Raw genomic sequence first — 22,137 nt, forward strand, 5'->3', positions numbered from 1 at the left:
TTCACTCAGCCTATCGAATGAAAACGAACGAAACAGGAGAGAGCCCAGGCCGGCTCTCTTTTTGCTGCAGCCTATGCAGGTACTATTTATTGGTGAATTATATATAGCACCTTATATTATGTTATAATGAATTTCTTATTGTAAACTACAAAGAATAGAGGTCGCTAGAGGATGAAAGTTAAAGTTAACCGCAATGCTGCAAAGGTTCTGAAGGATATGCTGAACACTCCTGAAGCGGAAGGCAAGAAGATCCGCGTCATTATTACTCAGGATCACGGCAATCACGGGCACTATGATGTTGCTCTTGATACACCGACTGAGCATGATGAAGTGGTTGCCACGGATAAAGGTATCGAGATTGTGCTGGATACACGTCAACCGCTGCTCGACGGAGTCTGGATTCAGTATTTCTATGTGCCGCAGGAAGGCTTCTTCATTACGAATCCCTCAACAGGATTTCTTGAGAAATAAGCTGCTCAATCTGAAATAAACACCATATGGTTTGAGACGGCATTGTCTTAACAGTTCTTGAGGGCTGCTAATGATAATGCCGTTTCTTTGTATTCAGCATTTGTTGTCCTTCCATGGCGAAAGTCGTTGCAAAAGTATGTATAATCGTTGCTTGCCTATATTAGACGGGATTGGATTTTTTATTATACTGTAATTGTAAGCGATTACACATATACGCTGGGGGGAAAATCATTTGAATAAGAAAAAAGGATTAACACTGCTGTCCGGTATTCTGATGATATCTATGCTTGCTGCATGCGGCAATAACAATGGCAACACCGGAGGAAGCACGGCGGAGCCGCAGGCTTCGGCAGCCGCGACAGAAGCTGCGGGGACGAATACCCAGCCAGCCGGAGATTCCGGCACAGTGGATACATCCCAGCCCGTAACACTTAAGATGATTTTTGTAGGGCCTAAACCAGTCGATTACGACCTGGTATTTGGAGAGATCAATAAGAAGCTGAAGGAGAAAGTTAACGCTACGCTGGAAGCCGAGTTCCTGGACTGGTCGGATTGGGCGCAGAAATATCCGCTCAAGCTGGCGGCGAATGAGAATTTTGACCTCATCTACTCTGCCAACTGGGCAGGCTATAATGATCAGGCCCTCAAAGGCGGGTTTCTTGAGCTGACCGACGAATTGCTGCAGAAGTACGCGCCGATGACCTGGGAAGCGATGCCGGAGGTGGGCTGGGGTCAGGCGAAGGTGAACGGCAAGCTATATATGGTGCCTCAGAACCGCGGGGAAACGATTGAGAAGCTGATTCTGTACCGGGAGGACCTGCGCAAGAAATATAATCTGCCGGAGATCAACAGCCCGGAGGCGTATGCTACTTATCTCAAGACGGTCTCCGAGAAGGAGCAGGGTGTCACTCCGTTCGTACCGGAGACAGGGGACTGGAAGCTGCACAATCTGGACCGGGTCCTGCTGAAGCAGCAGAATGAATGGAACATGTTCGACTTTGATCTGCCGATTGGCTTCAAGCTGTCAGATCCGGCCGGTAAGGTATTCAATGTATATGAAACTCCGGAATTCAAAGAGCTTGTCTACTATTATAAAGATCTTGCGGATCACAACGCCTGGTCGAAGAGCGCACTCAACAGCAAGCTGGATCACCAGCAGGAGTTCCGTGCAGGCAAGACAGCATCGATCACACACAATCTTGGCACACTTGGGGCTTTAATGACGGATATGCGCGAGAAAAATTCACCGTATGAGCTGGCTCTGGCTGATATTACACCGGACAAGAAGAAGTCTGTGGCTGTCTCCACCCAGAACGGGGTCTCCATTCACGCTACGACCAAGAACCCTGAACGTTCACTGATGGTGATTGATCTGCTGCAGAATGACAAGGAACTGCATGATCTGATGATGAACGGCATTACGGCTGTGCATTATAATCCGGTTGGCGATGATAAATATACGAATGCAGAGAAAAATGCTAACTATACCGGATTCTCCAACTGGGGCTTTAACTCTCCATTGAACCGGGACAACGCCTCCTTCCCTGACGAAGGCAATGCGCTGACCGACAAATGGGAAGCTGAGGTTTACCACTATCCGCTGGAGACCTTTGTCTTCGATAACAGCAAAGTGAAGACCGAGGTAGCTAATGTCGGTAATGTGATGCTGCAATATGGCATTCCGCTGGAATACGGTTCAGTGAAGGATGTGGACGGCGGACTGGCCAAGCTTCAGGCACAGGTGAAGGAAGCTGGAATTGATACCATCATCGCAGAAGTTCAGCGGCAGATTGATGAATTCCTGGCTAATTCCGGACAGTAAAAGGCTGGAACCATAAGAAGGAGGCCCGCGTGGATACATGCGGGCCTCTTTATGTTCAGTTTAATAGCAAATTATCATATTTTCAGCAGGGTTTCCGCTTGCTCCAATTTGGTCATCTTTATACTAGCACTCCATAGACTCTTCCAATTGTCGTTGTTATACGAAAATATTGAGGATTTAATTTCTTTCTTACCCTCATAATACTTCGCCGTTGTCTGACTCAGCTTCCCATCGGTTACCAGATTGGCTAAAGCTCTTCCGGATTGACGAACGGTATTTACATTCGGAACAAATAATGTCATTACCGGCATAATGTAATTCCAGACAAATTTTAATATAGGGGTGTAACTCTGAGCCAGACCGGTGCCGGGCATCATTCCAGGATCAAAAGCATTAACGGTAATCTTTTTGTCCGTATGCTGCTTTATTCTTTCGGCCAGCTCGTAGGTGAAATATAGATTACATAGTTTAGAGGTCGTGTAGCGGCGCCTTCCTATGAGGGCTATTCCTTCTTTTGAACTCACAGTGTCAGGGTGAGCCAGTGCTTGAGGATTGGTGAACGCCGGTTCTGGCATTCCCGTTTTTTTCAATGGATCATGCGTTCCGCTGCTGACAACCACGATTCGGCCTTCAGGTACGATTTGATCAAGCAACAGATTAACCAAGAGGAAATGTCCAAGATGATTTACGCCGAAGGTCATTTCAAACCCGTCTTTGGTATAATGCGTAGCATCGATAAACTGTACTCCGGCGTTGCACACTAGTGCGTATAAGGGCGGGAAATCCATTTTTGAGAATTCTCCTGCGAAGCTTCTGACTGATTCTAAGGAGGATAAGTCCAGTTCCATAGAAGTGATGTTGTTATTGTTTGTTTCTTGTATTAAGGAGTCTACAGCTTGTTTGGCTTTCACCGCATTGCGGCAGGCGAGGATCACATAATTGTTATCAAATTTGGCAATCTGCTTTGCGGATTCATAACCTAGTCCCGAGTTTCCCCCTGTAATAATAACCGTTTGTTTACGCAGACTCATTGTGAATACACTCTCCTTCAATAGAATATTTAAAATTAAAATTCCGCCATTCCTTTAGTTGACACCGTCAACATGGATAGAGTATACCTCCAGTATGTTGACGCTGTCAACAAGATGAGGTAAAATTATAATACAAATTACATTTCTTATTCACCAGAGGATACTATGAAAAATAATGGCGATACCAAACAAAAACTGCTTCAGGTCACACGGGAAATGATTGATCAGCATGGTGTTGAGGCTATTAATATGCGTGATCTGGGAGCTAAACTAAACTTATCCCGGACAGCAATGTACAGACATTTCAAGAATAAAGATGATTTGCTGGCAGCGATTGTGGCCGGAAATTTTGAAATGCTGAATCGTACAATCAGCAGGTTAAGTGAAATGGGTCCAGAGCCACGGCAACTTGTATATACGATTCTGCTGGCTTATTACGACTTTGGCATCAGCAACCCCGAGCATTATCAACTGATGTTCCGTAAGCAATGGGATAAGGAAATGTACCCGGAGCTTGTACAATCTGCTTTTTTTATTTTTGCACACGTGGAGGGCTGTCTTCAAAAGGCGGGGACTATCCGGAAATCACCTAATCAGTCCACCGCAATCATGTATGCTTTCATCCATGGTTTAGTTGAACTCAATATGTCCGAGCATTCTGAAACGGAAAAAGGACTGGACAGTCCGGCTCATCTCATTGATTCTTTTCTGGATCTGATTTTTGTATAGTTAAATATTGGGCAACTGTAAGAGGGCAGGCGTAGATCATATGCTCTCTGATCTGCGCCTGCCCTATGTGTTGATTCGTAATCTTATTCTTATACCTTGCGGGCCGGAGGAATGCTTTGCGGATTGTTGAATACATTTCCGGGGTCATATTTGGCTTTGACTCTCCGTAACCGGGGATAGTTCGCTCCATAATAAACCGGACCGGAATGTTTGATCCCCTGATCCGGAACATTAATATAGCTTCCCACGATGAACGGCTGCAGCTTCCGGCGTGTATTCCGCACCACGGCAATATTTTTGGCAGCATCCGATTTCTTGACCCATGAACTGTTCCACTCTACATAGAATTTCGCTTTACGCCAGTAGAAGGCGGTAGATCTGGGTGATTTACGGCTTACAGCCCCGCCCCAGTTGAGGAAATAGAACCCTGCGAACTCGCCCTCCACGTTCTCAAGGAACTCACGCATAGACTTAAACGCTTTGTCCGGGAAAGGTTTTCTTCCGAAACCGCTGGAGAACTGGTTGCTGAATCTTTGGGTCTGCACCGGATCGGGAGCCAGCAGGAAACTCACTACTTTGGGATAAGGTAATGAGCGGATCAATTGATTCGTGGGCGTCCCTACGTCCGTAATGGGCTTTAAGAGGCGGACCGCCTCCGCTTTTGATCCGAGGAACAGGCCCAGCATGCTGACATTACCGCCCTTTTTGGGACCAATGGATAGCTCGCTGCCCAGTCTGGTGTTAACGGAAGGAGCCCAGCGCTGCCAGGCTTTGAGTACCTTCTCGAACTGGTTCCAGGGCCAGGTGATGCGAAAGACGGTCGCCGTGGCCGGCGCGGGACGCACTTTGAACTTATAACGGGTGCAGACTCCAAAATTACCTCCGCCACCCCCGCGGGAAGCCCAGAGGAGATCGGCGTTGCTGTTCTTATTGGCGATAATAATTCTGCCTTTGGCATCCACCATTTCAAGCTCAATCAGATTATCACTGACCAGACCTACGGTCCGCTGAAGCGGCCCAATTCCCCCGCCTAGTGTAATGCCCCCGATTCCGACAGTTGGGCTATCCCCAAAAGGGGCCATGTATCCCTGCCGCGCAAGCGTATGGGCGATTCTTCCCACCGTATTTCCGGTCCCCACTACTGCAGTTCCCGATTTTTTATTGAGCTTGATGCTCCTCAGTTCACTTACATCGATGACAATGCCTCCGTTGACCTGGGACAGATTGACCTCCAGCGAGTGCCGGCCGCTTCTTGGCCGGATAGGGATGTTATTCTCGTTGGCCCAGCGGATGGCATTGGCTACATCCTGCGTTTTCTGTGCGAAGACAAATACCTTCGGGAATCTGTCCGTATGCGGATCCCAATTTTTGCGTGCCGTTTCATAGCCCGGATTACCTTTATAGATCACCCGCCCGGTAAGTTTTGTTCCTGATTTCAATGATTCCAGCTCCTTTTGAGCTAACAATTTAACTGCATGTATGCAGTCAGGTCCCAATATAGTATGTAGGGCGTTAGTCTATGGAGTGGGCTTACGCGGAGAGTTTGCGTCAGTACTACCCTTCTTTCTTCAATAGAAGATACAGGAAATAAGGAGCGCCGATAAAAGCAACCATTATTCCGGCAGCGATACCGTCAGGCTGGGTCAGGTTACGGCCAATCGTATCCGCCAGCAGCAGCAGCCAGCCGCCGATTAATATGGATACCGGCACGAATTGCTGATGCCGTGCTCCTACCAGGGCTCTGGCAATATGCGGAGCCATCAGCCCGACAAAGGCGATGCCGCCGGTCATCGAAACAGCCGACGCCGCCAGCGCAACCGCCGCCAGCATAAGGAGGACCCGGTCTCTGGAGACCGCCACACCTGCCCCGATAGCAGTAGGCTCGTTCAAAGCAAGCAAATTCAGTGTTCTGGATTTGTACAGCACATAAGGGACCAGAATGATCAGCCAGGGCAGCAGGGCGAGAACGAAAGGCCAGTCTGTACCCCACACATTACCGGCCAGCCATTTGGAGATGAAGTCCACCTTGGTCCGGTCCACCGAAGAGATGAGTACGATCATCACGCCGGAGAGTGCCATGGAGAACCCGACTCCGGTGATGACCAGCCTGATCGGCTGAACGCCATCGGTGCGGGTGTAGGAGAAGGCATAGATGAGTACAGCGGTTACCAGGGCTCCGGCGAATGCCGCAAGCGGAATCATATATATGAAGGACCCGGCGTCAATGGATGCAAAAATGAAAAAGACGGTAACCCCGACCCCGGCCCCGGCATTAATGCCTATAATTCCCGGATCCGCCAGCTCATTGCGCGTAATGCCCTGCAGAATAGCACCGGATAAAGCAAGCGCCATACCTGCGAGCAGCGTAATCAGTATCCGGGGGAGTCGGATGGAGAACAGTACAAAATTATCCTCGAAAGAACCGTGCCCGAGGATTGTCGGAATCAGTCTCCCGTATGACACCGGGGAAGATCCAATCCCTATTCCGATAACGATGGTAGCCAGGATAAGAAGCATGAGCAGCGATACGACAAGCGGTTGATTACGATACAGCCGGGCTGGTTTCATGAGAAGGATCGCACTCCTTTACGGACAATGAACAGGAAGAACGGCAGGCCCAGCACAGCCACGATCGCGGCGACAGGCGTTTCGAACGGGACGTCAATCATCCGTCCGAGTGTGTCGGCGAACACCATAAAAGTGGCGCCGGAAATGGCGGACAGCGGCAGAATGGCGCGGTAATCTGTCCCGGCAAACACCCGCACGAGATGGGGGATCATCAGGCCGACGAAGGCGATGTTGCCGACAAGAGCAACAGCAGCGCCTGCGAGCAGCGTGATCAATATGTACAATGCAATCTTAACCTGAGTCGTCTTGAGCCCAAGACTCACAGCTGTTCCTTCATTCAGACTAAGGATTGTCAGCTGACGGGACAACAGAATGGAGACGATAAGGCAAATGATAATAATAGGGGCAATTGCTGTAATCTGGCCCCAGGTAGTGCCGATCAGTCCGCCGGATGTCCACATCGATACGTTTTTAGAGATCTTGAATTGAAGGCTGATTCCTTCGGCTACAGCGGTCAGCAGGGCCGATACGGCAGAACCGGCCAGCACCATCCGCAGAGGGGACATATTCTGCCTCCGGAGTGCAGCGATGCCGAACACCAGCATCACGCCACAGGCTGCGCCGATGAAACAGGCGATCATAATTCCGTAGTATCCGATGGAGGGGATGAAGGCGAAGGATACCGCAAGGGCAGCATTGGCACCTGCTGTCAGACCAAGCAGCCCCGGGTCGGCAAGCGGATTTCGGGTTAGACCCTGCATGATCGCCCCGGCAACAGCGAGGGCGGCACCTACCAGAATGCCGCCGACTTCGCGGGGGAGCCGCAGTTCACGGATGATAGAGATATCACCACCCGTAGCCTTCGGATTGCTGATGGCGCTCCAAATATCCGTCAATGAAACATTTTTGGCACCGAGCCTGACCGCCAGGGCAAATACGGCCACAAATAAAATCATGCTGACGAGCAGCTTAAGCACAAAAGTAGAGTTTATCGGCTTTTGCGGAGATTGTTTCTCCATTTCGACCATCCGTTCCTTATCAATTTGCGAAAAAAAAGAACGCGATTTGCGCTCCTTTTTTTCGGTTTCAACCTGGCTGGACTCCTGATTAATAATTAATTCCCCAACAATGATTTGGTAATGAAATCAAGCTGATAGTCAAGCGACAGAGCATCGTTGAAATAGAAGGATGTAGCATCTATTTCGTAGACATGATTACTTTTGACGGCCGGGATATCCTTGTAAGTGGAAGTCTCCTGGAAGGAAGCATCTCCGGCAGGGTCTTTACTGTAGATAACGTAATCTCCCATATAATCCGGCAGGATTTCCAGTGACAAATTGAAGTATCCGTCTTTGGCTGTCATTTCCTTCACTTTATCCGGCATCTTCAGCCCCATGGCCTGATAGATGATTTCTGTACCGCGTCCCCAGGCGCTGCCGAAGGTGTACAGATTTTTGGAATCTCCTTCAATCACCGAGATCGTGCTGTCGGCACCGATTTTGGCTTTGATTTCTTCACCGGCCGCCTGGGCGCGTGCCTTGAAATCAGCAATCCAGTCAGCGGCTTTCTGCTCCTGGTTAACCGCTTTGCCGATCTCCAGAATCTGGGTCAGATAATCCACTTTGTTGTATGTATAGGTAACCACCGGTGCGATTTGTTTCATTTTGTCGAGGTTTTTAGTGTCTGATGAAGCGATGATTAAATCCGGTTTGAGATTCAGAATACTCTCCACATTCTCCTCAGAGACTTCGGCGACATCCTTCAATTGATCCTGGAAATTAGGATTTGCTTTGATGTAGGAATCCACTCCGGCGAGGGGGATATCCAGAGCGAGCAGATTGCCTGCATATCCGGCAAGAACTACAACACGCTGTGGATTGGCGGGAACTTCGATAGGTCCGGTCTCGGATTCATAAGTAATGGTATCTGTGCTGCTGTTGTCAGCACTTGCAGTTGCGCTGGCTTCAGGTGCCGGTGTAGATGTGGCGGCCGCCGTGTTGCTGCTTGAACTGTTGTTGCTTGCATTATTGCCGCAGGCGCTTAGAAGCAGGAGGGTAAGGATGAGTAGAGGTAATAACAATTTCTTCATTTCTGATAATCTCCCTTTCAATGATGATTTTATGAAATTGATAATCATTATCAATTGTATGACTGTTAAAACTTTAATTGTTTATTGCCCGTTTGTCAATCCTTAACTTGATTTCGTAACCATGCTGCCATTTGTTCGTATAAGGTTAAAAAGTGTGATCCCCATCTGCCCAAGGAACCGAATGCAGCATGATAAACCAATATGAAGCTAAGGTTGTGCATCCTATAAATGAAATTGTTAACGAACATCCCCATACAGGTTATCAGCTGGCAGAGCATAAGGCTGCCCGCTACTTAAGCTCACTGCATAATCAGATGAAGAGCAAATCATCTGTGACGGCGTTAATGGCGGATATCCGTGAGTGGAAAAAGAAGCATATCCGGCGCTTCTCCGTGTTGTCCTTATGGTCACCGGGGAAGAAAAAGCCGGATACCCAAGATTATTACCGCTACATCCAATGGCTGAATTACACAGGTAAGCTGGATGATTACCTGGACCGGAGCGTCTCTTACATTTATATGAGGGATCTGGGTAAGGCACCGGATTCTCCTGACACACAGAACCGGATCAAGAGGACCATTGCTGATCTGCACAGGCATCTGCTGAAGTCAGCCCGCTCAGGTGCAGGAGAAGAACCTGATTTCATGAACCTGGCCGGGGTATACCGCTGGGCCCAGAAGGAAGGGGTAGAAGCTGCAGTGATCTGGGTGATTGCCAAATTAAGATCTGTAGCTGCCCATATTCCGGAGGGAATGAATGCGGAGCATGCCCAGCGCAAGCTGATCAAGATTATCGTTGGCGTTATTCTGCATGCTATAGAAGAGATGGACGACAATGTTATACCTGAGGAACGGTCCCGGACTCTGGATGAAGCGATTAGGCTGGGGTATTCCTATGGGCTAACGTATCCTTTCGTTGACGATCTGCTGGATTCCCAGATACTGACGGTTCCAGAGAAAGAGCAGTACTCCGAGCTGATCCGTTCGGCACTGCTTACCGGAGTTGTGCCGGTACTTGGGGATTGGTCCGGAGCGAACATGGAGCTGATCAAGTATATTCATTCGGAGCTGTCAGAGGCCTTTGAGTATATTAAGCAGCAACAGCGGCCGGAGACGCAGCATAGCTTTTTCGGCCAGTCATATGTCTTTTTTCAGGCTCAGGATTTTGATCGTGTCAAGGTACTCACCAGGGGGGATTACACTAACGAAGATCTGTATATTCCTGTGATCTTGAAGTCATCGTCGTCCCGGCTGATCGCCCGTTCAGTCATAAGTGCGCCTGCGGATGAGGGATTTGAAGAACGGACCTTCTTTTTTGGCCTCTACAACCAGCTTGCCGATGATTTCGCGGATATGGCCCAGGATATGAGTGACGAAGCCGTAACACCGTATACCTATTATTTGAGATATCATAAGCAAAGGCCGGATCTGATTAATCCTTATGAATTATACTGGGCGGTGATCTCCAATCTGATCCACAGTGTGTATCATTCCGATGCCAAGGCGCGCGAGGTTATTCTTGACCGGGCAATTAACGGGCTGAAACGTTATAAAGAACGTGCCGGGACGGATAAGTATAATGAGACGATGGGAATTTTTGCAGCCGGTCATCCGGTGTTTAACGGGCTCATTCAGATCATGGTACGCAAAGCGGATGATGTGGACTTTTTCGATAAGCTGCTGCGGGACCAGATGATCGAGCACTTGAAGAAGGATGCGAGGGAGCAGAAGGAGTTCTTCGCTACGTTTAAAAGTGTCCGCAGTCTGATCAATGACGAGCTGCTCTTCACCAAGCCGCAAGAGCTTCCGGCCATGAAGGAGCAGCTGATTGATGCGGCCAATTACAGCCTGGAAGGTGACGGGAAGCGGGTGCGCCCGATACTTACCTGGGTGATGGGTGTGAAGGAATATGGTTTAGACCCAGCGGCAATTATACCGCTCCTGCGCTCGCTTGAATATATGCATACCGCCTCCCTGATCTTCGATGATCTGCCTTCCCAGGATAATGCCTCTACCCGCAGAGGGCGCATGACCCTACATGAGCTTCACAGCAGTGCAGTAGCAGAGTTAACCGGGCTCTACTTGATCCAGAAGGCAATTGGGGAGCAGGCATCACTTAACCGCTTTAAGGCGGAGACTGTGCTTGCCTTAATCCGTTATTCGGCCCGGAAGGCAGAGGATATGTGTATGGGCCAGGCAATGGATTTGGATGCAAAAGGTAAGATATTGACGCTGGAGCAGCTGAATAATGTGTGCTTTTACAAAACAGGCGTGGCCTTTGAGGCATGTCTGGTCATGCCGGCTATGCTGGCTGAGGTTAGCAATGCGGAGATTGGTGCGCTCAAGAGAATTGCTTATCATATGGGGATTGCTTTTCAGATTAAGGATGATCTGCTTGATGTGGAAGGAGATAAGGATGTGCTTGGTAAACCTGTCGGCAACGATGCGGTTAACAATAATTCGAATTTTGTCTCCATTCTCGGACAGGAGGGGGCCAGTAAAGAGATGTGGGATCACTACTGCAAGGCCACAGAGGCACTGCGCGAGATCCCGCGTAATATTACTTTCCTGAAGCATTTGATGAATTATGTGGTGAATAGGGAGCGGTAAGCCCGGACGAAATGATCATCCGTTCAATCTCATCTGCGATCAGCCGAGGCTCGCTGTACATGATCATATGACCGGAGTGCCGGGCTTCGACCAGGCGGCCGTGTGCCAATTCTGCCGCTGTCTGCCTATGGGCTTCATGAAGCGACGGCCGGAAATTCCGTTCCATCCGGGTGATTAGTGTTCCGGAGAGCACGGATACCTCTATGCCTTCCAGCCTAAGCGGATGCGCCAGAAGTGCCCGTAAATCCTGCAGGAAATGGGCGCCCTCAGCAACCATGGTGTGAGCCGCCTGTAGAGTGAAATCCTCCTGCCGTTGTTCCCTGTAGACATCCTCCGGCAGAACCTTGCCGGGCTTGCTTCCCATCAGCTTGTATAGTCCGGTTCTGGCAAGCAGCGGAAGGAGGGTGTTCATCTTGGCGAAATGCTTCACGGAGGCTTCCTCGAAATAGAGCCCGCAATGCTCGTCTGTCGGATCGACCAGAACGAGTCCCCGGATGATGGCAGGGTTCCGGGAAGCAACGGTGCGGACAACGGGGCCGCCCCAGCTGTGGCCGACGAGAATGAAGGGGCCGGCTCCCAAGTGGCTCAATAGGCACATGAGATCATCGGTCATCCTGGCCAGTGTTCTTGGTGCCTGGTCCGCATCACTTTTGCCGCTGCCTGCCCGGTCGTAGACGACAGCCCGGGTGTATCCGGCGACTACCGGCTGCACCAGCCCCCAGGCAGAGCGGGACATGCCCATGCCTGATTCGAATACGACAGTTACCGGACCTTCTCCGTTCTCCATGTAATGGAGCTGACGCCCGTCCGGTGTTTTTATGTAATGGCTGTTTCCATACGTATGAGTTAACACAGCTGGCATCTTTATTTTCCACCCCATCCATTAAGAATGATTATCAATTGGGTTTATTGTAAGCGAAGAGCGGGGAATGGACAAGTCCGGGAAAATTCAATTTATATACTCTTAATTGTTTACATTTCGTGTAATGTATATATACTTATAATTTAAAGGATTCATATCTCCGGGATAACCGGCAAGGGAGGACTATATTAGACATGACATCAATTATCAAAGTTGGGATCGTCGGATACGGGAATTTGGGCAAAGGGGTACAGCAGGCGATTGAACAAAATCCGGATATGGAGCTTGCTGCTATATTTACCCGCAGAGACCCGCAGCAGCTGGCGGAGATCACAGGAACAGTCACAGAGCATATTTCCGCAGCCGAGCAATACATAGGCAAAATTGATGTAATGATTCTGTGCGGCGGATCAGCAACAGACCTGCCGGAGCAGACACCGCAGCTGGCCAGATTGTTTAATACAGTGGACAGCTTTGACACCCATGCCAAAATTCCTGACTTCTTCGCTGAAGTGGATAAGGCAGCTCAGGAGGGCGGAACGGTCAGTGTAATCTCAACGGGCTGGGATCCGGGAATGTTCTCCATGAACCGCCTGCTGATGCAGTCGATCCTGCCTGAAGGTGAGGATTATACCTTCTGGGGAACAGGGGTCAGTCAAGGTCATTCGGATGCTATCCGCCGTGTTCCCGGTGTGAAGGCGGGTGTGCAATATACCGTTCCTGTCCAGGAGGTCATTGACAGCATCCGCGGCGGAGAGACACCGCAGCTGACTACCCGCGAGAAGCACCGCCGGGAATGTTACGTGGTGGCGGAAGAAGGGGCAGATCGTGAAGCAATCACCCGGAGCATTGTGGAGATGCCGAATTATTTCGCCGATTATGATACAACCGTCAACTTTATTTCAGAAGATGAGCTTGCTGCGAAGCATTCCGGTATGCCGCACGGCGGCTTCGTTATCCGCAGCGGAAGAACCGGCGGCGGAAGCAAGCAGATTGCCGAATTCGGGCTGAAGCTGGACAGCAATCCTGAATTCACAGCCAGCGTACTGGTAGCTTATGCCCGCGCAGCCTTCCGCCTGAAGCATGAAGGCCATAAGGGTGCCAAGACGGTATTCGATATTCCGCTCGGCCATCTGTCCCCTAAATCGGCAGAGACGCTGCGGCGCGAGCTGCTGTAGGCTGGCGAAGAGTGAGCAACGGATAGGCTGGTGGGAGCAGCCAGCTGCTGTGATGGCGATGATCTGGCCCGGGCTCTCCCGGGTGAAATCTGATCTTGCTTAAACAGCACAGCAACTGGAACAACGGTCCACTCGCGGGGCGTTCTCGCCACAAGTTTATGAATCTTTTACTCCAAAAACGAGGGGTGTCTCAAGCAGCCATTGCATGGCTACATGAGACACCCCTTCGCATGTTCTGCTGAAATCAAAAAAAAACAGAGGTAGAACTACCTCTGATTCATAGAGAGAGAAAGATAAACGGATAAATACGGCTACTAAATAAGCGGAACATAAGGGGGGAGGAAATCCTGCACGAAATACAACATTTCCCGCATAATTTCTGGTCTAATCAAGAATTGTTGTATAAAAAGCAGCATTTCCCACGTAATCAAGCGGTAAATCGGACAATTCTTGTATTTCATACAACAATCCTTACAGATTCTCCTGCTCCTTATTTAGTTACACAATCCCCTGCGCCAGCATGGTATCGGCGACCTTCAGGAAGCCGGCGATGTTGGCTCCGGCCACCAGGTTACCGGCAACCCCGTATTCCTCTGCCGCCTGCACCGATCTGCGGTAAATATTCTTCATAATCTCCTGCAGCTTCGCATCGACTTCTTCAAAGCTCCAGGCCAGCCGCATGCTGTTCTGGCTCATTTCCAGGCCCGAGACGGCTACACCGCCCGCATTAGCCGCTTTGGCCGGAGCGAACAACACATTATTCTCAAGGAACAGTTCAACCGCTTCGATCGTCGTCGGCATATTTGCCCCTTCACCGATGGCTTGGACTCCATTCAGAATCAGCGTACGGGCGGATGCCAGATCAATCTCATTTTGGGTGGCACAAGGCAGGGCGATGTCGCAAGGCAGACTCCAGATTCCGCTGCAGCCCTCAACATACTGTGCATGCGGATGCTCCTTCACGTATTCGCTGATACGCAGGCGTTCGGTTTCCTTTAGCCTTTTGACAGTAGCCAGATTGATTCCTTGAGGATCATGAATGTATCCGTTCGAATCACTACAAGCGATAACAAGAGCTCCCAGCTGTTGAGCCTTCTCAATAGCATAAATAGAAACGTTTCCTGAACCCGAGATGACTACCCGGCTGCCCTCGAAGCTGGTTCCCCGTGTCGATGACAGCATTTCCTGCACGAAGTATACACAGCCGTAGCCGGTTGCCTCCTTACGCGCAAGACTTCCGCCATACAGCAGCCCTTTTCCGGTGAGAACCCCGGCCGCATGTCCTCCGTGAATCCGTTTATATTGTCCGAACATATAGCCGATCTCGCGTGCGCCGACACCAATATCACCTGCGGGAACATCCGTATCCTCGCCGATATGGCGGTACAATTCCGTCATGAAGCTCTGGGTGAACCGCATAACTTCCTGATCTGACTTATCCTTGGGATCGAAATCACTGCCGCCTTTGCCGCCGCCCATGGGCAGGCCGGTCAGCGCATTTTTGAAAATCTGCTCGAAGCCCAGGAACTTGATGATCCCGAGATAAACGGAAGGGTGGAAGCGGAGTCCGCCTTTGTAAGGGCCGATTGCGCTGCTGTATTGAACTCGGAAACCGCGGTTAACCCGGACCTTGCCGGCATCATCGACCCAGGGCACGCGGAAGGAAATACTGCGCTCGGGCTCAACCAGCCGTTCGAGGATCCCATGCTTCATATATTGCGGATGACGTGCCAGTACAGGCACTAGGCAATCGAGGAACTCCTTGACCGCCTGATGAAATTCGGCTTCCTGCGGGTCGCGCTGCTGTACCTCCGCGTATATTTGATGAACATATTGTATAGCCTGGTTAGTAATTTCTGAAGTAACGGAATGAACGGTGGACACTTTAGCAAGCACTCCTTGTCTGATAGTGGATTCGGGCAGCCCCGGATTTATTTTTAATTTAAAAGAATTCTATAAAACCTTACATCAATTTGCCAATCAATTATTTTTGGTCTGGTCATTAAGAAATTCTATGAACCTTACATGACATGCCAGATATCACGTATAAAAGGATCAATTGAGGATACTATATAATGGTAATAATGTTTCAATGTTGTCATTTCCTTGTCCGTAAACTTTACAAACAGTATCGGAATAGATATAATTTAAATATAATTTTTAGGGTTTGAAACAACAGAAAGGGGCCTAACGCCAGTAGGCTCCTTTTGTATTTCTTGCCCATGTTACAGGAGGGCGAAGGTCATTCACAAGGAAAAGATTATGGTATGCGTTCATTATGGTCCGCACGGGGAGCGGTTAATCCGGCGTGGTGTGGAGCTATCTGAGATGCTTGGGGCACCGCTCTATGTACTCAATGTGGATAGTTCGGACAGTGATGAATACAATCAGAGCAAGGAAATGTTCATGGCAGTCTGGAAGCGTCTGGCAGAGGAAGCCGGGGCAGAATTTATGGTCCGCAAACGCCGGGGCCGCAAGACAACAGATGTTATCGTTGAAGCGGCAGAAGAGAAGGATGTCACGCAGATCATTATCGGGCAATCGGCCCAGACGCTGTGGCAGGAGCTGACCAAGCGCAACTTTGTCAATGAGCTGATCAGCAAAATGAAGATGATGGATCTGCATGTTGTGGCTGTGCAGCGGATGCGCGCCGGTCTCGAAGAGACGCATGAAGAAGGTGTAATCTCCTATCTGGTGAAGAATGAGGGCGTATACCAGCTCAGCGATGAGCCGGAAGGCCAGGATTACATCAAAGGGAAATTTTTTCACGAATTGCACACGGAATTTGAGAATGGCTTGTTCAGAATTGAGCAAGATGGTAAAGCGAGATATTTGCATATCTGTGAGGGGACATTAAGCGATCCCTTATAACCGTTTTTACTTCCAGAAGTAAGTACCAGTGTTCACAATTTAATCTGTAGAGTGGAAAAGGAGGCTTGCCTTTGCTGCATATTACCGTACTTGTTCCGTTTCTGCTGGCCCTAATGATAGCGCTTCTACGCGGGAGGATGGCCAGGCTCCATAGAGGGTGGCTTGTAATTGCCGGACCGCTGGCGTTGTTCATTTATTTCTTGACCCGTATTCCGGTCATTAAGGGAGGGGATTCCGGATATGAGACTGTATCATGGATTCCGTCCCTTGGCATTAATCTGGTATTTCATCTGGATGGATTAAGTTTACTGTTCGCATTGTTAATTACCGGGATGGGGATGCTCGTCATCTTCTACTCAATTTATTATCTGGACAAACGCAAAGAAGAACTGACCCCGTTTTATGTTTATCTCCTAATCTTTATGGGCGCGATGCTCGGGGTGGTGCTGTCTGATAACCTGATGGTTTTGTATGGATTCTGGGAGCTGACAAGTGTATCATCCTTCCTTCTGATCGCTTATTGGCACCGTAGACAGAAGTCACGCTACGGCGCACTGAAGTCGATGCTGATCACGGTCTTTGGCGGTTTGGCGATGTTCGCAGGTTTCCTGATGCTGTACGGCATGACAGGCACCTTCAGCATCCGCGAAATCTGGAGCCAGACCGGAGACATCAGCGGACAATCGCTGTTCATACCGTCAATGATCCTGATCCTGCTGGGTGCCTTCACCAAATCGGCCCAGTTTCCGTTTCATATCTGGCTGCCGGATGCGATGGAAGCACCGACCCCGGTCAGCGCTTATCTGCACTCGGCAACGATGGTCAAGGCAGGACTGTATCTGGTCGCGCGTTTCAGCCCGGTGTTTGCGGGGCAACATGAGTGGTTTTGGATTGTGTCGGGCGTCGGCCTGATCACCTTGATCTATGGATCGATCCAGGCGATGAAGCAGACGGACCTGAAGGCTCTGTTAGCCTATTCTACAATCAGCCAGCTGGGGCTGATTATGGGATTACTGGGAATGGGATCGGCAGCTTCATTCTATACGGGCGAAGAGGCTGTGTTCTTTACCGCTGCAACAACGGCTGCCCTCTTTCATTTAATTAATCATGCCATATTCAAAGGTTCGCTGTTTATGGTGGTCGGGATTGTCGACCATGAGACGAATACACGCGATCTGCGCAAGCTGGGAGGACTGGTGTCACTGATGCCGGTGACCTTCACGGTAGCGCTGATCGGCAGCTTCTCCATGGCAGGCCTCCCGCCGTTTGCCGGATTTCTGAGCAAGGAAATGTTCTTCACGGCTGTGCTGAATATCAGACAGCTGGATATCCTCAGCCCGCAATCTTTCTTTACGATTTTTCCGGTGCTGGCCTGGATTGCAAGTATATTTACCTTTGCATACAGCATGATTATGGTCTTCCATACCTTTTTCGGTAAATACCAGCCCGAGAAGCTGGATAAGAAGCCGCATGAGGCGCCGTTTGGGCTGCTGCTTCCTCCAATTCTCCTGGCGCTGCTGGCGGTTATAACAGGATTGTTCCCGAACATACTTTCCAAGACACTGATTGTGCCGGGAATGAATGCTATTCATCCGCAGCTGGCGGCCAGCTCGCCCTTTTATGTGAACATCTATTTCTGGCATGGCTTCACAGCAGAAGTGTGGATGACTCTGGGTGTGATCCTGCTGGGAATTGTCGTATACCGTGTGTATGGCCGGTTAAGTCTGGTGGATAAGGAATGGCGAAGCGGATACACGCTGAACCATGTCTACGACGGCAGTATCCGGCTGGTGGAGCGGGTGTCCCGTTCGGTGACAGGGCTATATATGACAGGCTCCATGCGCCATTATCTGATGTATATTTTCACCCTGATTATTGTTGTAGTTGGCGGTTCATTGCTGTACGCAGACGGAATTACGTTTGGCCAAGGGGAGTATGCTCCGGTATCCTTCTTCGAGGTAGTTGCTGTGCTGGTCATGCTGACGGGTGCACTCGCGATTCCGTTCGCCAAGTCCAGAATCGCGGCGATTCTGTTGACGGGAATGGTAGGGTATATGGTGACATTGCTCTTCATCCTGTTCCGTGCACCTGATCTGGCGCTTACGCAGATGATCGTCGAAGTGGTGTCGGTGACGCTGTTCCTGCTCTGCTTCCGGCATTTACCCAGACTGAAGCGGGAGAAGGTCAAATTCCGGGTGAAGATCCCAAAGCTGATCATTGCCGTTGGATTCGGGGCAACAATGACGCTTGTCGCGCTGGCGGCGCTTGGCAGCAGTCCGTTCGAATCTATCTCAAGCTTCTATGTGGAGAACAGCTATACCCTCGGCGGCGGCAAAAATATTGTCAACGTGCTGCTGGTGGATTTCCGCGGCTTTGATACCATGTTTGAGATTACAGTGCTGGGTCTGGCCTCGCTGGCTATTTATTCGATGATTAAGCTGCAGCTTGAACCGGGCAGTAAGCCTGATCTGGTCAGAGATGTGCCGGATGATAATAAGCCGCGTTATGCGCGCAGCAACGATGTGCTTCTGCAGTCCGTGGCCAAAGTGGCCTTCGTAATTATCATTACCTTCTCCTTGTATCTGTTCTTTGCCGGTCATAACCATCCGGGTGGCGGTTTTATCGGCGCATTGATGGCTGCAGCTGCGCTCGTGCTGCTCTCCATTGCGTTCGGTACGGAATTTGTGGAAAAGGTGCTGCCTGTCGATTACCGCAAGTTAATTGCGGCCGGAATTTCTATAGCTTTTCTCACAGGGATAGGTTCCTTTGTGTTCGATGTTCCGTTCCTGACCCAGACCTTCGGCTATTTCGAGCTGCCGGTGATGGGCAAGACCGAACTCACTACAGCGACACTGTTCGACCTGGGCGTATACCTGTCGGTCATCGGTGTCACTATGAATATTATCTTTACGATCGGGAGGGATAACTGATGGAGATCCTTATTGCCCTGGCGATCGGCGTCTTGTTTACCGTAGGTGTATATCTGGTCTTATCCAAAAGCCTGCTCCGCATCCTTCTGGGGACAACACTGCTGACTCACGGTGTTCATCTGCTGCTGCTGACCATGGCGGGACTTAAGACTGGCGCTTCACCGCTGCTTGGCGAGAAAGCGGACAGTTATGTCGATCCGCTGCCGCAGGCGCTTATCCTTACCTCGATTGTAATCAGCTTTGGGGTATCCGCGTTCTTCATCGTACTGGCCTACCGGGCCTACCGCTCGGCGGGTATGGATGATGTGGAAGGAAGCAAGGGGGAGAGACCATGAACAATCTGCTGGTACTGCCTTTGCTGATTCCGGCGTTTACGGCGGTCATCCTGATTTTTCTGAAAGAAAGAATTAACCTGCAGCGAATAATCAGTGCAATCAGTGTCTTTGTGAACATTGCCATTGCGTTAATTATTGTGTACCAGGTAAATACAAACGGGATTCAAACGCTGTACATGGGGGGATGGCTGCCGCCCTACGGCATCGTCTTTGTTGCTGATATGTTTGCGGCATTGCTGGTATTAACAACAGCGGTTGTAGGCGCGGCTTGCCTGTTCTTTTCCTTCGCAAGCATCGGTGAGCAGCGGGAGCGGTTCTACTATTATACGTTCTTCCACTTCCTGCTGACCGGTGTATTCGGGTCCTTCCTCACAGGAGACCTGTTCAATCTGTTCGTATGCTTCGAGGTACTGCTGGTCGCCTCTTATGCGATGATTGTACTTGGCGGAACTAAAGTCCAGCTGCGTGAGACACTGAAATATATACTCGTCAATGTAATCTCATCCAGCTTGTTTGTAGCAGCGATTGCTTATCTGTACGCAGCGACAGGTACGCTTAATATGGCGCATCTGGCGATCCGTGTGGCCGAGGCCGGGCAGGACGGTGTCATGAATGTAATTGCTGTACTGCTGCTGCTGGTCTTCTCGCTCAAAGCCGGTCTGCTGCTGTTCTTCTGGCTGCCGGATTCATACAGTGCTCCTCCCTTGGCTGTAAGGGCACTGTTCGGTGCCTTATTGACCAAAGTTGGTCTGTATGCCATCACGCGAACGTTCTCCCTGATTTTTGTTCATGATCTGGGGCTGACACATACGCTGATCGGCTGGATGGCCGGTGCAACGATGATTCTCGGAGCTGTCGGCGCGCTGGCTTACAATGATCTGAGCCGGATTTTTAATTATAATATTGTGATTAGTGTAGGTTTTATTGCCTTTGGCATATCGGTGGCAACCCAGGATTCATTAAATGGGGTAGTGTTCTATCTGATGCACGACATGATTGCCAAGGCGCTGCTGTTCTTCCTGGGCGGAATGATTATTGCTGCCTCAGGAACGGAGCAGCTGAGACAAATGGGCGGCCTGATCCGCCGGTATCCGTGGACGGGCTGGATGTTCTTCATCCTGACGCTGGCCCTGGTGGGCGTTCCGCCTCTAAGCGGCTTTGCCGGGAAAGTCATGATGGTCCGCAGCGGCTTCGGGGAGCAGCATGTTGCCCTTGCCCTCATTGCACTGGCTTCAAGCTTCGTCGTCTTGTATTCGCTGATCAAAGTGTTCCAGGAAGTGTTCTGGGGCGGTGAGCGAAGCGAGGAAGAAGTCCATCCGCTGCGCTACAAAGCAATGATGGCACCGGCCGCCGTGCTGTTTGTCCTCATCATCCTGATGGGGATCGGCGCCGAAACGGTGAACGGGCTTGTGGCTCAAGCCGGAGCTGTGCTGGCTGATCCGGCAGAGTACATTAACGCTGTCATGAAAGGAGTAGATGAAGATGGCCTTTCAAATATTGTTAAATCTCATGATAGCGTTCTTGTGGATGTTCCTGAATAATGACTGGACGGCTTCCGGCTTCATCGTCGGGTATCTGCTGGGTATTGCCGTTCTCATGGCTATGCGGCGCTTCTTTGACGGACGGCTGTATCTGGGCAAAGTATGGGCCATTGTGAAGCTGGCTGGCCTGCTGCTGCGGGAACTGGTTGTATCCAGTTATATCGTGGTCAAGGCGGTGCTTCGGCCTAACCTTAACATCCGTCCGGCCATTCTAATGTACCACACCGAGCTGGAGTCGGACTGGGAGGTGGCTGTACTGATTACACTGCTCTGCCTGACTCCGGGGTCCGTGGTGCTGGAGGTGTCCAAAGATAACCGGACTTTATACATTCATGCGATGGACATACAGGATGTGGAACAGTTCGGTGCCAATATCCGCAATACGTTCGAACGAGCGATTCTGGAGGTGACCCGTTCATGATTCATTTTATACTCATGCTGTCGCTTTCGATCATGGTCATTTCGATTGCGATATGCGCCTGGAGGCTGGTCAAAGGACCTTCGCTGCCTGACCGGGTCGCAGCACTTGATACGATCGGAATTAACCTGCTGGCGATGGTAGCGGTTCTCTCGATCCTGTATAAGACGGAGGCCTTCATTGAATACATTCTGCTAATCGGCATTCTCTCTTTCATCGGAACGATGGCGCTGGCCAGATATATCGAAAGGGGAGTGGTGTTTGAATATGGAAATGATCAGGACGGCCGTTGAATTACTGTTCGTATTGCTAATCCTGACAGGTGCACTGCTCAGTGCTGTCAGCTCTGTTGGGCTGATCCGTCTGCCGGATGTCTATTTAAGATCACACGCCGCTGCCAAAAGCGCTACGCTTGGTGTGCTCTGTGTACTCACCGGGGCATTTCTCTACTTTGCTTTTTTCCTTGATTTCGTCAGTGCGAAGCTGCTGCTCGGAATTGTCTTCGTATTTATGACATCACCGCTGTCTGCCCACCTGACAGGCCGGGCGGCCTACCGCTCCGGTGTTCCGCTGTGGAACCGCCGTATCCAGGATGACCTCAAAGAGGTGCTGGAGAAGGAACGCATCAAGTCAGATTCTTCAACGTCATAGCAGTAAAATAGAAACAGGGATGTCCTCCAGGC

The 22,137-nt window shown here is 50.3% G+C and carries 19 protein-coding genes; 12 read left to right on the forward strand and 7 right to left on the reverse strand.

The window, feature by feature from the left end; genetic code table 11:
- Positions 1-171 precede the first annotated feature (171 nt).
- Both PBOR_RS15895 and PBOR_RS15900 read left to right on the forward strand, forming a co-directional pair.
- Positions 172-471, forward strand: a complete 300-nt coding sequence (locus PBOR_RS15895) for a heme biosynthesis protein HemY (RefSeq protein WP_042136836.1) — start codon at positions 172-174, stop codon at positions 469-471.
- Between the two features lie 232 nt (positions 472-703).
- Positions 704-2,293 (forward strand): ABC transporter substrate-binding protein, encoded by a 1,590-nt coding sequence (locus tag PBOR_RS15900; RefSeq protein ID WP_342671116.1) that lies wholly within the window; start codon positions 704-706, stop codon positions 2,291-2,293.
- Positions 2,294-2,367: 74 nt separating this feature from the next.
- On the opposite strand, the gene PBOR_RS15905 is transcribed toward PBOR_RS15900, so the two are convergent.
- Positions 2,368-3,324, reverse strand: a complete 957-nt coding sequence (locus PBOR_RS15905) for an SDR family NAD(P)-dependent oxidoreductase (RefSeq protein WP_042213210.1) — start codon at positions 3,322-3,324, stop codon at positions 2,368-2,370.
- A 165-nt stretch (positions 3,325-3,489) separates the two neighbouring features.
- Here PBOR_RS15905 and PBOR_RS15910 point away from each other — a divergent pair, with 165 nt between their 5' ends.
- A complete protein-coding gene (locus PBOR_RS15910; RefSeq protein ID WP_042213213.1) occupies positions 3,490-4,053 on the forward strand; it encodes a TetR/AcrR family transcriptional regulator in 564 nt (187 codons plus the stop codon).
- An 89-nt stretch (positions 4,054-4,142) separates the two neighbouring features.
- Here PBOR_RS15910 and PBOR_RS15915 read toward each other — a convergent pair whose 3' ends face one another.
- The 4 genes from PBOR_RS15915 to PBOR_RS15930 all read right to left on the reverse strand — a co-directional run bounded on the left by PBOR_RS15915 (position 4,143) and on the right by PBOR_RS15930 (position 8,710).
- Positions 4,143-5,492, reverse strand: coding sequence for an FAD-binding oxidoreductase (locus PBOR_RS15915; protein ID WP_042213215.1), 1,350 nt, complete (start codon positions 5,490-5,492; stop codon positions 4,143-4,145).
- A 115-nt stretch (positions 5,493-5,607) separates the two neighbouring features.
- Positions 5,608-6,621, reverse strand: coding sequence for a FecCD family ABC transporter permease (locus tag PBOR_RS15920; RefSeq protein ID WP_042136839.1), 1,014 nt, complete (start codon positions 6,619-6,621; stop codon positions 5,608-5,610).
- On the reverse strand, positions 6,618-7,640 hold the full coding sequence (locus tag PBOR_RS15925; protein WP_042213218.1) for a FecCD family ABC transporter permease: 1,023 nt from the start codon (positions 7,638-7,640) through the stop codon (positions 6,618-6,620). The genes PBOR_RS15920 and PBOR_RS15925 overlap by 4 nt, the downstream gene beginning before the upstream one ends.
- 95 nt (positions 7,641-7,735) lie before the next feature.
- The gene (locus tag PBOR_RS15930; RefSeq protein WP_042213220.1) at positions 7,736-8,710 is read right to left on the reverse strand and encodes an iron-hydroxamate ABC transporter substrate-binding protein; all 975 of its coding nucleotides are present in this window, start codon (positions 8,708-8,710) and stop codon (positions 7,736-7,738) included.
- A gap of 188 nt (positions 8,711-8,898) precedes the next feature.
- Here PBOR_RS15930 and PBOR_RS15935 point away from each other — a divergent pair, with 188 nt between their 5' ends.
- Positions 8,899-11,319 carry a polyprenyl synthetase family protein gene (locus tag PBOR_RS15935; RefSeq protein WP_425415525.1) on the forward strand — a complete coding sequence of 807 codons (2,421 nt, stop codon included), beginning with the start codon at positions 8,899-8,901 and terminating at the stop codon, positions 11,317-11,319.
- Here PBOR_RS15935 and PBOR_RS15940 read toward each other — a convergent pair.
- Complete coding sequence (locus tag PBOR_RS15940) at positions 11,270-12,181, reverse strand: alpha/beta fold hydrolase (RefSeq protein ID WP_081972066.1); 912 nt, start codon at positions 12,179-12,181, stop codon at positions 11,270-11,272. The genes PBOR_RS15935 and PBOR_RS15940 overlap by 50 nt on opposite strands.
- A gap of 194 nt (positions 12,182-12,375) precedes the next feature.
- Here PBOR_RS15940 and PBOR_RS15945 point away from each other — a divergent pair, with 194 nt between their 5' ends.
- Positions 12,376-13,359, forward strand: a complete 984-nt coding sequence (locus PBOR_RS15945) for a diaminopimelate dehydrogenase (RefSeq protein WP_042213223.1) — start codon at positions 12,376-12,378, stop codon at positions 13,357-13,359.
- A 498-nt stretch (positions 13,360-13,857) separates the two neighbouring features.
- Here PBOR_RS15945 and gdhA read toward each other — a convergent pair whose 3' ends face one another.
- Entirely contained in the window at positions 13,858-15,213 is a 1,356-nt protein-coding gene (gdhA, locus tag PBOR_RS15950; protein ID WP_425415540.1) for an NADP-specific glutamate dehydrogenase, read from the reverse strand.
- Positions 15,214-15,621: 408 nt separating this feature from the next.
- On the opposite strand from gdhA, the gene PBOR_RS15955 reads away from it, so the two are divergent.
- The 7 genes from PBOR_RS15955 (at position 15,622) to mnhG (ending at position 22,105) form a co-directional block, all read left to right on the forward strand.
- Entirely contained in the window at positions 15,622-16,230 is a 609-nt protein-coding gene (locus PBOR_RS15955; RefSeq protein WP_039306119.1) for a universal stress protein, read from the forward strand.
- Between the two features lie 65 nt (positions 16,231-16,295).
- On the forward strand, positions 16,296-19,160 hold the full coding sequence (locus PBOR_RS15960; RefSeq protein ID WP_042213227.1) for a Na+/H+ antiporter subunit A: 2,865 nt from the start codon (positions 16,296-16,298) through the stop codon (positions 19,158-19,160).
- The gene (locus PBOR_RS15965) at positions 19,160-19,495 is read left to right on the forward strand and encodes a Na(+)/H(+) antiporter subunit C (protein ID WP_039306114.1); all 336 of its coding nucleotides are present in this window, start codon (positions 19,160-19,162) and stop codon (positions 19,493-19,495) included. Before PBOR_RS15960 ends, PBOR_RS15965 begins: the two co-directional genes overlap by 1 nt.
- Positions 19,492-21,036, forward strand: coding sequence for a Na+/H+ antiporter subunit D (locus PBOR_RS15970; RefSeq protein WP_081972067.1), 1,545 nt, complete (start codon positions 19,492-19,494; stop codon positions 21,034-21,036). Before PBOR_RS15965 ends, PBOR_RS15970 begins: the two co-directional genes overlap by 4 nt.
- The gene (locus PBOR_RS15975; protein WP_042213229.1) at positions 20,978-21,457 is read left to right on the forward strand and encodes a Na+/H+ antiporter subunit E; all 480 of its coding nucleotides are present in this window, start codon (positions 20,978-20,980) and stop codon (positions 21,455-21,457) included. The genes PBOR_RS15970 and PBOR_RS15975 overlap by 59 nt, the downstream gene beginning before the upstream one ends.
- On the forward strand, positions 21,454-21,747 hold the full coding sequence (locus PBOR_RS15980; RefSeq protein ID WP_042213232.1) for a Na(+)/H(+) antiporter subunit F1: 294 nt from the start codon (positions 21,454-21,456) through the stop codon (positions 21,745-21,747). The genes PBOR_RS15975 and PBOR_RS15980 overlap by 4 nt, the downstream gene beginning before the upstream one ends.
- A complete protein-coding gene (gene mnhG / locus PBOR_RS15985; RefSeq protein ID WP_042213234.1) occupies positions 21,722-22,105 on the forward strand; it encodes a monovalent cation/H(+) antiporter subunit G in 384 nt (127 codons plus the stop codon). Before PBOR_RS15980 ends, mnhG begins: the two co-directional genes overlap by 26 nt.
- Positions 22,106-22,137 lie beyond the last annotated feature (32 nt).

It is taken from the genome of Paenibacillus borealis (genome assembly GCF_000758665.1).
GTDB lineage: Bacteria > Bacillota > Bacilli > Paenibacillales > Paenibacillaceae > Paenibacillus_AQ > Paenibacillus_AQ borealis.